Genomic DNA, 12,202 nt, shown 5'->3' on the forward strand with positions numbered 1-12,202 from the left:
TATACGCCTCAGGATGGCCCGTCTCTCGGCGTTCCAGGCCATCAGGCAGACAGGTACGAGGTCAGATAGCTGGCCCAGCTTTCCGCCACGGCGGGCCCCTTGCGCGTCCCATCGACCGGGCTGACCAGCACGACCGGCGATTCGCCCTGCGCGTCCACCTGGCTGGTGTCCAGGCAAAGCCAGAAATCGCCGTCCTGGAAATCGAGCGCCACGTACGGATCAGGCAGACTATAGTGCTCCCTGGCGTATCGGGTGAACGACACCACATCGCAGTCGTCTCCGACCTTGCCCTCGGGCGTCAAGCCCGCAAACGACTGGCAATCGATCTCGATCGCGCCATACGTGGCCAGGAAAGCCCGGTAAGACACGGGGAAACGCACGCCCAGCATGGACTCGGCCTGTTGGATCATGTCCTGCGAGACACCCGCCGAGACTGCGATGTCCGATCCGTCCGCGAGGTTGCGCTGAATCAGCTGCTCGATAGCCGAAAGCATATGAAAAGCTCCTGGATAGTTTCCGAGGTCAGTCCGATCGTTCGCTCAAGGTCAGCCCCTGCTTGTCGATCAGCAGGTCCTCCAACGAGTCGGCAGACAGCTCCAGGCCATCGGGGCTCATCACGCTCATGCCGACCTCGAAGAGGCGTCCTGCGCGGTCGATCAGGATGGCTTGGCCGCCGCTGTCGTCACCGATCATGAAGTGGTCCGGCAGGAGAACCGGCACGTCGTAGTCTTCGTTCCTTCCAAGCAGCGCCCCGATCTCATGCAAGGCCAATCCACCAGACGCCCTCACGCCATTGCAGATCGACAGGAAGTCCACATAGGCTCGTGGCAGGACGAACGAGATTCTCGACTGGATGTCGGCGATGTCCTGGCGTTGCGCGGGGGAGTTCAATGTGAAGCGCGAGGCGAGCGTATCTCCATCCAGCATGGTTGTCCTTGATCCGTCCAGCAGATTTCGTCTCAGATGCCACAAGCCATCCGGTCGAAGCAATCAGCTTGATCCATGGAGCCGCGGTCGGCCCGCCGGATTACGCATCGGGATCGCCGAGAACATCTACAAGCCGTGCATCGCCTCCTACCTGACCGCCCATCCCTGCTCCCCGCACAACTGCCTGGCCCGACCGAACTCCTCGGCCAGCAGGTCGTCGTACTGCGCTTCGCAGGACTGCTGCTCGTCCAGGGCCTCGGCCAGCAGCGGCCGCGCCTTTGCAGGGCGTCCCGTCTCGCAAAACAGATCACCCAGGCACACCAAAGCCTGCACCAGCGACACCGGATCGCTTTCCTGCTTGGCCATGTCGATGGCTTTCTTCAACGTATCCTCGCCGCAACCCAGTTTGCCGTGGTCGAGCAGGATCAACGCCTTGCGGAATTCGTCACGCGCGCTCATCGACGCGTCCCGATGACGACCGCGGCGCAATGGTTGCTCATACGAGGTCCAAGAAGTCGTCCTTCTCGGCGTAGTGATTCAAACAATTGATGACTTCCTGCGTGGAGGCGTCCGGCTTCTGGTTGTACGCCAGGTCGACGACATCCTGAAACTGGTCCGCGTTGTAGAAATACGCAAGGCCGGCGCGCGTGACGATCTCGGGAGGAATCTCCGCGTCATCCTCGACGTCGCCGGTGTGGCCGACGAACAGCAGCATGCCACCGTAAGCGGACTCGGCGCCGGAATGCGCGTAGAGCGAGTACACGACGTCTCGGTCGGCGCCCGCCCGTACCAGGGAAATCAATTCCTCGATGGGATAGAACTTGCCAATCTCAAGTTGCACCATATCCACTCCGTATCTTCTTCTTTGAAGCATGAGACGGGCCGGAGATGCCTCCGTCCGCTGCGAATCGGCTACGAACCGATGTACTTGTGCCGCAGTTGAAGCTCACCGTCGGGCTTGCTCAGTTCGACATGCAGGGTCGGCTCTTGCGGCTTGCCATCGACCCAGATCACGCAGTCGGCTCCCCAAAAGTCGGGCTCATTCATCTCGTACAGATCGATGAAGGGCCGGGAGCCTTGTTTGCCGGAAAACGCCACATCGGACGGCGCCAGCCCGATGTCCGGCTGCTGTCCAAAATAACCCTCCAATGATTCGGTGATCTCTTGAACGATGGGCTCACCCACACCGAACCGGGCCTGCAGCGTAGCGCGATCCACGTCGTTCAGGGCCTTTACGTAGCAGGAGAGCAGCGCATACACCTCGAGTTCGAAAGAAGCATCCATCAAAGTCATCCGAAATCAGGGCACCAGTATGTCGTACAGATAGACGGGCGCAAGAGCAGACTCATCAGACCTCAAGCGGAATACTGCGAAAGCATCTGAGCAACCGTGCTGCGAAAAAATGGGCACCTCGATGGATAGCCTATCCTGCGAATTCCCCGATATATCGAAAACGTGGCCCTCTGCCAAGTCGCCATCGGAACTGGTTGTCATCTTCTGCCCCGCAAGGCATTCGGCCAGAGCGGCCCGATATTCCGAAGCGGAACTCGGACCCGCAAGCCCTTGCGCAACCAGGCTTTCGAACCTGTCTTGCACCATCTCGTCGTAGATCTGGCGTACCCGCGCCATGCAGGCGGGATGATCGATCAATTTACTTTCCACAATAGGGCTCACATCGCCAGCGGCGCCGGGAAGCTGCAGCCTGTTGGCCGCAAGCCATCTGCCTCCGTCAGACATCCGAGTCATTCATGCGCTTCAGCGCAGTCCTCCAACGGCAACCTGGTCAGAATCGAAGTCCATTGCCAGATGAAATACCGAGACGGCGATGATCTGCCAGAAGATCAAGCTGTAGTGCACGTGAAAGAACAGGCTGTCGGTACGGCATGTGAACCGCCCGCTTGCCTCGAAAGCACCCTGCTTGGCCGTTTCGGGCAATTTTTCGCGTATGGCATCGGGGCCGTCGGCAAAGACCAGGCCAAACGGTAAAGCTCCCGAATACCCTTTGGAACCGTAGACGCCTGCGCGCGACATCTTGAAGCCCGCAACGCATTTCTGCTTGCCGGCGCCGCCCAATTCGGCTGCAGGCAAGGCATAGAACGACAATCCGCATTGCCTATGGAACTGCGTATTCTCGTGGGAGGACAAGTCGCTTGCCGTCACCGGCGCGCCGACACTGGCCTCGACGAGCTGCAACAGCGTCGTGTCGGTGACGGGCTTGCCGATCATCCGCGCCAGCGGCTTCCAGTCTCTGTCGCTGACGGGGGCTTCGCCCCTCTCGTAAATGTTCTGAAGCCGGAACGAGAAGAAATCGATATTGCCCTGGCCCTCGGGCGCATAGCAGACATCGAGCACATACGCATCGACCAGGAATTGCGAGACCGGCAATCCATAAGGGGCTCGCGTCGCCCTGGGCGGGCCGAATGCCCTTTCCAGATCCGCAGGGCTCATGCCGAAAGACAGATCGTAAGGCAAGGCCTGCTGCCAGCCAGCGTGTCCTCCTACGCCTGCGGAAAAGAACAGGATGGCAGAGACCGCCAGCGGCCCTTGAAGGCCGGACACACCCAACAGGCGTTCCTGCGCCAGGGTATCGGCGAACTCCAGCGTGAATCCATATCGCCAGTATTCTTCGACGGCGGCGCCTTCCCTGTCGTCATCGGGGTCCGGCCAGTTGAACAGGCCTGCCTGCGCGAAGCGCTGGAGCAGGTCCTGGTCCAGCGAGCCGCGTCCCAACGCCGACATCACCAGATGTGCATCGATGGGATGCATCGCATTGCTCACTGGATTTCCGCGGCGACGAAACGGATGAACGTGATTTCACGCGTCTTCAGATCGAGGCGAAAAATGATGTCTATGCCAGGCACCACCGCATCGTAATTCAGGAAGTAGGCGCCCAGAAATTCGTCCTGGCTGTCAGGCTGGCCCAGCGCCTTGATGATCTCGGCCTCCTTCATGTCCAGGCGCAAGCCGTAGGGAAGCGTGCCAGTGAAATCGCCGACGTCCTCTTCGTATTTTCCGTTCTGGACCGTCACGTCCTCCAGGAACAGGAATCCGGGGGCACGCGGCGCGCCACGCGTTTCTTCGTAGGAGTCGGTGAACTGCAGTTGCACCGACTCGCTGTCCAGGCCAACCGTGGCCAAGGGACGGTCCTTGGTGGTAAGACGCCTCTTTTGTCCGGACTGTTGCAGGAAGTCATCGAGGCTCGGGTCGCTGCAGGGCAACCCGATAAAAGAAACGGCTTTCTCAATGTTGATCGACATGGTCACAAACCTCTGATCGTGATGTTGATGATGTCCTGCAGATGCTTGTCGGGGTCGATCCGTTGCATCGCGCGCCGCGCGGCCGAATACTGCTTTCGGCAAGGATGATCTGAATTCTTCATCGCTTCTTCCAGAGCATCCATGTCGCGCAACATGGCTTCTCGCAGATTCCCTGCATCGGGGCCGTAGCGTGGCTTGTTGCGACTGCCCCAAGTAAGACTGCTGTTCTTGTGCACATCCGCTGGGATATTGATCGTATAGGCTTCATTGCGCGCGGCATTCAGTACTTTCTTGCGCTGCGCGGCCGTCAAGGAATCCCACATGGACTTCTTGCCCTGACCACGCATGGCCTTGAGCTTGTTCTCAGCAGCCTGCTCCAGAGCGCGCCCAGACGGCACATGGTCCCAATTGGTGTCGGTATTGTCGAAGTCCTTCTTGTTTTTGTAAACGCCGACCTGGCCGCAGTCGGGCTTCTTCTTGCCTTCGCTCTTCCCGCCGTCCTCTTCGTCCTTCTTCTTGGGCTGCTCCTTGGGGTCCTTGGGATGCTCCTTGGGAGGAGGCGCCTCCTTCGAGCCTCGTTTCGCCGCAGCCTCCGCCGACTCCTCGACGGCGTGCATGCCCTTGCGCCCCACCTTGGCGGTCGTCGCGCCCCATCCGGCAAACGGAATTGCCGCGGCCAGCGACAGACCCGCGCCGATGAAATCACCGCGCAGCGCGCTGATGCCCGCATTGGCCAAGTCCGCAAACTCACCCACGCCCGGGATGAGACCGACAGCATCCAGGCCCAGTTGCAGGCCATCGAGCACCTGCTCGGAGGTGATGCCCTCGCCTTCCGTCTCCGGCTTGACCGGCGGGTTGGAAGCAGCGGCCGGCTTGCCGCTTCCCCCGGACTGGCCCGTCACCCGGCCCACGGTATTGCCATTGGCATTGGTGCCCGGCTGGCGGATCTTGGGTGGCTGCCAGTCAGGCAGGTTCAGATCGGGATTGTCCTTGCGCAGCTTGGCGTATTCGTCATAACTGATCGTGCCGCTGGCCAGCCGTGTCTGGTTATCCGGGGACCAGATGTTCAAACTGACGCCATCGGCTCGCTGATAGAGCATCAGGTTGTTGCCGTTGGGGGCAACACGCGCGGCCATCGGGCCGCCGACATCAACCTCGACAGCCATGGGTCACCCTATCCTCGATTCCTGCGCACTGACGGCGTTGCCGCTGCGGCCTCGCCCCCCTCACTTTCCGTTCATCCAGAACATGTCGTCGTGGCGCACCAGCAGCTTGCCTTCCGCACGGACGTTGCCGCTATGTTCCAGGGGATAGCACTTCCCCTCCACCGTGCCGCTCTTGACACCGGTGGCCCGGCCGGCGGAATCACCGATCGTGGTGGGCGTGAGGCTCATGTCGTACACCACCAGCGGATGGCCATTCGTCCGCACGGTCTTGGTCACGCCATTGGCCGTCACCAACTGTGCCGTCACGGGATAGGGAACCGGCGGGATAGAACTGCCCATGGGGGTCTTGCAGACGTCAGGAGCGATACTGACCACCTTCCATGTCGTCTGCTTGCGAGCCATGTAGTCCCGGGCCATGTCATGCCTCCTGCAGGGCAGATGAGTTCTTCGGCGCACGCCTGACCAGCGGCTCGGCGGGATCGACCTCGAAGCGCGCCTCCAGCACGCGGATGCCCGGCGAGCCCGCCGGGATCCAGGTTCGGTGCGTCAGTGTCAAGGTCATGGCCTCCGTATCCAGAATGACGGTATCCGTGATCATGGGCAGCGGCAGCATCACGCCACTGTCCATCCGCATCAGCAGGAAAGGCCGATGACCCGGCATGACCACGCGCACATGGCCGCCGGTCGTGGCGTGCGGCGTCAGGTTCCAGGCTTCCAGGCAGAAGTCGGGCGGCAGATACGGCAGTTGCTGGTCGTCGGGCGCACCATTCCAGTAACGGAAGTCGATGTCGCTGGGCACGCCAGGATGGCGCGTCTGCAGCCAGGTGTCGTCGTAGGTGCCCGCCAGGGCCAGGCGCGGCGCCCAGGCCCGTCCAAGCGGCCCATAGCCGGCAGGCGCTACGCCATAGGCATGGGCCAGCTCGGCCATTTTCCTGGCATCGACCGAACCCTCGGGATGCTCCCCCATGACGGGCGCAGGCAGCGGCTCGTCAGACTGCACGATCTGCGGCGCGGTGATCTCTTTGCGCTCTTGCTGCCCCGCCTTGCGCCGGATGCGCGGTTCGCGCTTGTCCAGCCAACCGCTTCCCAGCGGATTGCTGAAGCACACCTCATGAAGCAGCGGTTCGGCGGTGGGGTCGGCGTCATCACGCACGAGGCTGGCGCCCCCGAAAGCATGGTCCCACCGCAACGGCAATTCGGTAATGGCCTGAGGAGCGGTACGCTTCCACCCCGACCCCATCGATTGGCGTTGAAAGGTGTGTGGCCCGAAGATCCACAGTCGCTTGTCCAGCAGCACCTTCTGCACTTTCTCTTTCGTCTGCTCGAAGCCTGGACGGCTCACGTAGCGTTGGCGTCCGGGCTGCCACTGCGCCTTCTGCTCGTAGACGGCCTCGACTGCCGGTGCCTCGAGGACCGTGACCTTCAGTCTCGTTTCCCATTGCGTGGCGGCCCGCCCCCCGGGCGCATGGGCCTGGCCGAAGACCAACACATCACACCGCGGTTTGAACGGCGCAAGATCGCTCTCCTGCCTGACGCTGGAAGCGCCGGGCTCGCCCCAGTATTCATCCCCCATGCACAAGGGCACGGGCTCATCGTCGATGAGTTGCGCCCGCCACGAACCGTCGCCTTGGCGAACGAGCCGATAGGCAACTTTCATGGCGATGACCCGATGCTCATCGTCATTGGGATCGAGCGCGCTGTAGCACAGCGTGTCGAAGGGGGTGAGATTGCGAAATTCCATGGTCGATCCTGCTATCGAGGACTACCGCCCAGGCACATGCAGGCATGGCGGAACAAGGGCCGTGGCGTCGAAGCCATCCGTCAATTGATGTCTACGTTCTTGCCATTGAGCTGTACAGGGCCGCTGGCCGAGAAATTGAAGTTGGAACCATTGATCAATACCGTTCCATCCGATCTCATCACCAGGCTGGACTTGCCCACCACGATCTCCAGTTCGTCGCCCGCGTTGATCGTGTATTTCTTCCCCACGTCCGTATGCTTGGACATCCCGATCTGTTGGGACTGGCTCAAGGCCACCGTGGTGTTCATGGCCGCGCCAACGGTCACCTGGTATGCCAGGCCCGTCGTAAGCGCCTTGGCCAAGCCGATGGTCTCGGCCTTGGCCAGGGCAATGGTTTCGAATTTGTTGCCACCTATCGTCACGCTGCGGTTCTGTCCGATCGAAACCGTCTCGTTGTTGCCCACGGCTTCTTTGCGGTCTACGCCGATGGAAATGTCTTCGTTAAGATCCACCCGCTCCTTGCGGTTCTGGTGGATGGTGATGGTCTCATCCTTGTCCACCGTCTCGGTGCGCTGGCCGTGCACGGTGATGGTCTCGTTGCGGTCCACCGTCTCGGTGCGGTCACGCTTGACCTGCACCGTCTCGTCGCGGTCGATGGTCTTCTTGCGGTCCTGGCCCACCCAGTGGGTTTCGTCCTTTTCGACCTCGATGTCCTGGTTGCGCTCGGCGTGGATCCACAACTGCTCGGCGCCCATCTTGTCTTCGAAGCGGATGGCGTTGGCATTGTTGGGATCGCCCGCCGGCGTGGAGCGCGACATCAGCCCCATCTGCGTGGCGTTGCCCGGCAACTCCCACGGCGGCATGTTCGACGCGTTGTACACGCGGCCCGTGATCAACGGCGCGTCGGGGTCGCCGTTGATGAAGTCCACGACCACCTCATCGCCGATGCGCGGCACCTGGATGCCGCCGAAGCCGGAGCTGGCCCAGGGGTTCGACACCCGGATCCAGCACGAACTGTTCTGGTCGCGCGGACCGGTGCGGTCCCAGTGGAAATGCACCTTGACGCGGCCGTACTGGTCGGTCCAGATCTCTTCGCCGGGCGGGCCGGTGACCACCGCGGTCTGCGGACCCAGCGTGCGCGGCTTGCGCGTGACGCGCGGCGGGCGGTAGGCCAGCGTGGCCGGCTGCACGGTCAGGTCGAACTCGCACACCGTGCCCTGCTGCGCGTCGGCGGCGGGCTGCGGCACGGAGCCGTTCGATGAGGCCAACGAAGTGCCCAGCACCGCGGGCACGAAGCCCGTGCCCGGCACGCCGCCGCTGTAGTAGCCGCTTTCGCTCAGGCGGTAGCGCGTGCCGACCACCAGGTACTTGCGGTTCTCGCTGTCGCGCGGGCAGTTGCGCATCGAGAACACCGATGCGGTCTGCAGGCCGCGCACGTTGCTGCGCAGCTCGGCCTGCTCGCGCTGCTGGTGCAGTTCTTCCATGCGCACGCGCGCATAGTCCTGGCCGTGGTCGGCGTCCTTGTAGTCGCCCGGCCATTGATAGACCTGGTGCGCGTCTTCGTCGTGCTGCGCGGGCTGGCGCTGCGTGGCGGCCAGCGCCGCCTTGGGGTTCTCGAAGTTGTAGTCGTCGGTGACGTACTCGCCCGAACGCACTTCCTCGGCCACGCGCAGGTCGCTCAGGTACGACTCGTCGGGCATGCTCTGGCGTTCGGCGCCGTAGTACGGCAGCGATTCGCAACCGGGCGAGGCCTCGTGCGCCGACATGTCGTCGGCCATCACCAGCTCGTGCTTGCCGTTCGAGTGCTTGAACCAGTAATGGATGCCCTCGTGCTCCATCAGGCGGCTGACGAAATCGAAGTCGCTCTCGCCGTACTGCACGCAGTAGGTCCACGGCCGGTACGACTCGACCAGCTTGCGCTCGATGCCGTGGCCGTAGGGCTTCAGCACTTCCTCGACGATGTCGGGGATGTTCTTTTCCTGGAAGATGCGGAAGTCCTCGCGGCGCGAGGCCGACCACAGCCAGGGCCGCACGGTGGCGCGGTACAGGTAATACCGCTGCGTGGCGGTTTCCTTGCCCATCAGCGTGAACCGCGTGATCTGGCCATTCAGATAGCGCGTGCCGCTGCCGATCTCGTCGGTATCGATCTCGATGGTCAGGGATTTGCCCAGGAAACTGCGCAGGTCCAGGCCCATGCCTTCGTACAGCACGTCGACCTGGAATTCGAAGAGCTGCGACAGCTGCTCCTGCCCTTCCATCGCGCGAAAGAGGATGCCGGCAGGCGCGCCGGCGATTTGAACGCGAACAGTATGGTTGGCGGCCGACGCCGCTGCGGGGATATCCATTGCGGGGATCTGATTCCAGGGGAATTGGGCGCCGATAACAAGCCGCCAGCGTGCGGAACCGATCCTAGGAATCAGATGTGACTGGATTGCTTCGTTACATGTGTTCCGTAACAGCATTCCCCTGCAGGGCTTTACAGAATTTGCATGAACACACAAATTTCTCTATGTTTCATGTAAGAAATACAGTGCGGAAAAGGGGTGCCATACCGTCGCGAATTTCCGCTAACTGCCACCCATCCAACGTGGCGGGACGCAAGTCGGTCTCGCGAAACACGTTGGCGAAAAACCCAGGAATGAAAAAACGGCCCCCCGGAAAAATCGCAAGGGAGCCGTTCTTTTGACCAGGGAAAGCGGCCCATGGCCGCCTTCGCGTCAGCCCAGTTTCTGCAAGGCCTGCTCGCGCGTGTCGGTCACGGTGAGGATGGCCAGGAAACCGCTGATGTCGAACACTTCGCGCACCTGCGGCTGGATGCTGCACAGCACCAGCGCGCCGGCGCTTTGCTTCAGGCGCTTGGCCAGCACCAGCACCACGCGCAGGCCGGCGCTGGAGATGTAGTCGAGGCGGGACAGGTCGAGCGCGACCTTCCGGGCGCCCTTCTCGATCTGCGCCACCAGATCGGCTTCGATGCCGGCGGCGTTGGCGCTGTTGATCTGACCTTCCGGCATGACCAGAAGCACCTCTCCGATTTGTTCGGTCGCGAGATTCATGGGGTGTGTTCCCAGAGTGAAGGATGACAGGAGAAATGCAGGCGGCGGGCGCGACCATGGCTGCGCCCGGCTTGACGGCAAGATGATACGCGAGACGGGCAAGTGCCCCACGATGAAAAACTGTTCAGGCGCAAGCCCGCATTCGTGCATACTTGTTACCTGCACCTGGACCCTGCACGCCAAGGCGGTTTATGCCCAATCAGCCCGACACGCTAGAACTGACGCCGGACCCCCACGCCGTGACGGCCGCCACCCAATGGCTGGAAGGCATTGCCGAGCGCGAAGACTGGTCGCCCAAGGTCACGTTCGGACTGACGCTCAGCCTGGACGAAGCGCTGACCAACATCGTCTCGTATGCGTTCAAGACCCCGCCGTCCAACGGCGCCGCGCCCTCGGTCACCATCGCCTGCCGACGAGAGGGCGAACGCATCCTGCTGGACGTGGCCGACAATGGCGTGCCCTACGACCCTACCGTGGCCGAACTGCCCGACCTGGCCGCCTCGCTGGACGAAGCCGCCGTCGGCGGCCACGGCACGCGGCTCATGCGCCACTATCTGCAAGACCTGGCCTATGCACGCGATGGCGACTGGAATCGCCTGACCATGATCGTGCAAGCCTGATCTTCGCGACAGGAATACGATCGGAGGGAACTTTCCGCCGCCAACTGTCACTGAGTTGCAAATTAGCCGAAATTTGCAACTAATCGACACAGTTCTCGGTATGATGGCGACCTCTTTCCTCATCCCCGGAGTCCGCATGCGCCCCTCGCGCAGCTCTCTCGGCAGCACCCGCCACGCGCGCCGCGTTCCGCGATGAACGCGCGCTGGCATCCTCCCCTGGTCGCGGGCGCGCGCGTGCAAGCTTTGGTCGACGCCGACGCCATCGCGCACAACCTGGCGGTGATCCGCGCGCGCGCCAATGCCGCCATGCCCGCGCCGCGCATCTGGGCCACCGCCAAGGCGGACGCCTATGGACACGGCCTGGCCCTGGTCATGCCCGGCCTGAAAGAGGCCGACGGCATCGCCGTACAGCAGTTGCCCGAGGCCCATGCATGCCGCGCGGCCGGCTGGCAAGGCCCCATCCTGGTGTACGGCGGCCTGCTGTCCGAGGACGACCTGGCCCTGCTCGACCTGCCCGGCCTGCATCTGGTCATCTCTCACGAAGCGCAACTGGACTGGCTGTCCGCTGCGCCGCCCCGCCCCGATGCACCGGCCATCTGGCTGCGCTACGACGGCGACATCCGCCTGGCGGGCTTCGGCCGCGAGGCCTATCCGCGCGTATATGCACGCTGCGAGGCGCTGGCGGCGCAGCATCGCGCCGGCGCCATCGGCCACCTCAGCCATTACGCGCGCGCCGAAGATGAGGACGGCGTGGCCGAGGCCGACGCCAGCTTCCGGCAGGCCATTGCCGGCCTGCCCGGTCCGGTCTCCACCTGCAATTCGGCGGCCCTGCTGCGCCACCCCGCGCACGTGGCGGCCACCGACTGGATCCGCCCGGGCATCGCGCTGTACGGCGTCAGCCCGCTGGCGGGCGTGGACGGCGCCGCGCTCGGATTGCGGCCGGCCATGTCGCTGACGGCCCGCCTGTTCGCGGTGCAGACGCTGCAGGCCGGCGCCAGCATCGGCTACCGCTCGGCCTTCGTGGCCGCGCACGACATGCGCGTGGGACTGGTCAGTTGCGGCTACAGCGACGGTTATCCGCGCCATGCCGGCACGGGCACGCCGGTGCTGGCGGACGGCGTGATGACGCGCGTGCTGGGCCGCGTCACCATGGACGTGATGATGATCGACCTGGACGGCGTCGACCACGCCGCGCCAGGCATGCCGGTCACGCTGTGGGGCACGCCGGAGCTGCCGGTGGAAGCCGTGGCGGCCTCGGCGGGCACCATTGCGGCGGAATTGCTGACCGGACTGACGGCGCGCGTGCCGCTCACGGCGCGCCTCTGAGCGCCCTGCCTTGCTGAGCGCCGCGCGCATCCGCGTCGCTCTGTCTTGGCGCTGGCCGCGCACGCCGCCCACGAAAAGATGCCGCGATGATCGCGGCATCTTTTCGAAGCCG

The 12,202-nt window shown here is 63.2% G+C and carries 15 protein-coding genes; 2 read left to right on the plus strand and 13 right to left on the minus strand.

Annotated elements, in window-relative coordinates:
• Positions 1-41: 41 nt before the first annotated feature.
• From A6745_RS13675 to A6745_RS13735, 13 genes are all read right to left on the minus strand, one after another.
• Entirely contained in the window at positions 42-494 is a 453-nt protein-coding gene (locus tag A6745_RS13675) for an SMI1/KNR4 family protein (protein ID WP_066127934.1), read from the minus strand.
• 28 nt (positions 495-522) lie between these two features.
• The gene (locus A6745_RS13680) at positions 523-927 is read right to left on the minus strand and encodes an SMI1/KNR4 family protein (RefSeq protein WP_082853053.1); all 405 of its coding nucleotides are present in this window, start codon (positions 925-927) and stop codon (positions 523-525) included.
• 147 nt (positions 928-1,074) lie between these two features.
• The gene (locus A6745_RS13685; RefSeq protein WP_066127936.1) at positions 1,075-1,386 is read right to left on the minus strand and encodes a hypothetical protein; all 312 of its coding nucleotides are present in this window, start codon (positions 1,384-1,386) and stop codon (positions 1,075-1,077) included.
• 37 nt (positions 1,387-1,423) lie between these two features.
• Positions 1,424-1,771 (minus strand): DUF7716 domain-containing protein, encoded by a 348-nt coding sequence (locus tag A6745_RS13690; protein ID WP_066127938.1) that lies wholly within the window; start codon positions 1,769-1,771, stop codon positions 1,424-1,426.
• Positions 1,772-1,839: 68 nt separating this feature from the next.
• Positions 1,840-2,211, minus strand: coding sequence for a hypothetical protein (locus A6745_RS13695; protein ID WP_066127940.1), 372 nt, complete (start codon positions 2,209-2,211; stop codon positions 1,840-1,842).
• Between the two features lie 15 nt (positions 2,212-2,226).
• Positions 2,227-2,577: a hypothetical protein gene (locus A6745_RS13700; RefSeq protein ID WP_156513373.1), complete on the minus strand. Its 351-nt coding sequence runs from the start codon at positions 2,575-2,577 to the stop codon at positions 2,227-2,229.
• 105 nt (positions 2,578-2,682) lie between these two features.
• The gene (locus A6745_RS13705; RefSeq protein ID WP_066127944.1) at positions 2,683-3,705 is read right to left on the minus strand and encodes a hypothetical protein; all 1,023 of its coding nucleotides are present in this window, start codon (positions 3,703-3,705) and stop codon (positions 2,683-2,685) included.
• Positions 3,702-4,184, minus strand: a complete 483-nt coding sequence (locus A6745_RS13710) for a hypothetical protein (protein ID WP_156513374.1) — start codon at positions 4,182-4,184, stop codon at positions 3,702-3,704. Before A6745_RS13710 ends, A6745_RS13705 begins: the two co-directional genes overlap by 4 nt.
• 2 nt (positions 4,185-4,186) lie before the next feature.
• Complete coding sequence (locus A6745_RS29055) at positions 4,187-5,350, minus strand: hypothetical protein (RefSeq protein WP_066127947.1); 1,164 nt, start codon at positions 5,348-5,350, stop codon at positions 4,187-4,189.
• Positions 5,351-5,410: 60 nt separating this feature from the next.
• On the minus strand, positions 5,411-5,767 hold the full coding sequence (locus A6745_RS13720) for a DUF4150 domain-containing protein (RefSeq protein WP_066127951.1): 357 nt from the start codon (positions 5,765-5,767) through the stop codon (positions 5,411-5,413).
• Between the two features lies 1 nt (position 5,768).
• On the minus strand, positions 5,769-7,091 hold the full coding sequence (locus tag A6745_RS13725) for a DUF2169 family type VI secretion system accessory protein (RefSeq protein WP_066127953.1): 1,323 nt from the start codon (positions 7,089-7,091) through the stop codon (positions 5,769-5,771).
• Positions 7,092-7,171: 80 nt separating this feature from the next.
• Entirely contained in the window at positions 7,172-9,436 is a 2,265-nt protein-coding gene (locus A6745_RS13730; protein WP_066127955.1) for a type VI secretion system Vgr family protein, read from the minus strand.
• 372 nt (positions 9,437-9,808) lie between these two features.
• Complete coding sequence (locus A6745_RS13735) at positions 9,809-10,144, minus strand: STAS domain-containing protein (RefSeq protein ID WP_066127957.1); 336 nt, start codon at positions 10,142-10,144, stop codon at positions 9,809-9,811.
• A 191-nt stretch (positions 10,145-10,335) separates the two neighbouring features.
• On the opposite strand from A6745_RS13735, the gene A6745_RS13740 reads away from it, so the two are divergent.
• The gene (locus tag A6745_RS13740; protein WP_066127959.1) at positions 10,336-10,764 is read left to right on the plus strand and encodes an ATP-binding protein; all 429 of its coding nucleotides are present in this window, start codon (positions 10,336-10,338) and stop codon (positions 10,762-10,764) included.
• A gap of 192 nt (positions 10,765-10,956) precedes the next feature.
• Positions 10,957-12,090: an alanine racemase gene (alr, locus tag A6745_RS13745; protein WP_082853054.1), complete on the plus strand. Its 1,134-nt coding sequence runs from the start codon at positions 10,957-10,959 to the stop codon at positions 12,088-12,090.
• Positions 12,091-12,202: the final 112 nt, after the last annotated feature.

This window comes from Bordetella ansorpii (assembly GCF_900078705.1).
GTDB lineage: Bacteria > Pseudomonadota > Gammaproteobacteria > Burkholderiales > Burkholderiaceae_B > Bordetella > Bordetella ansorpii_A.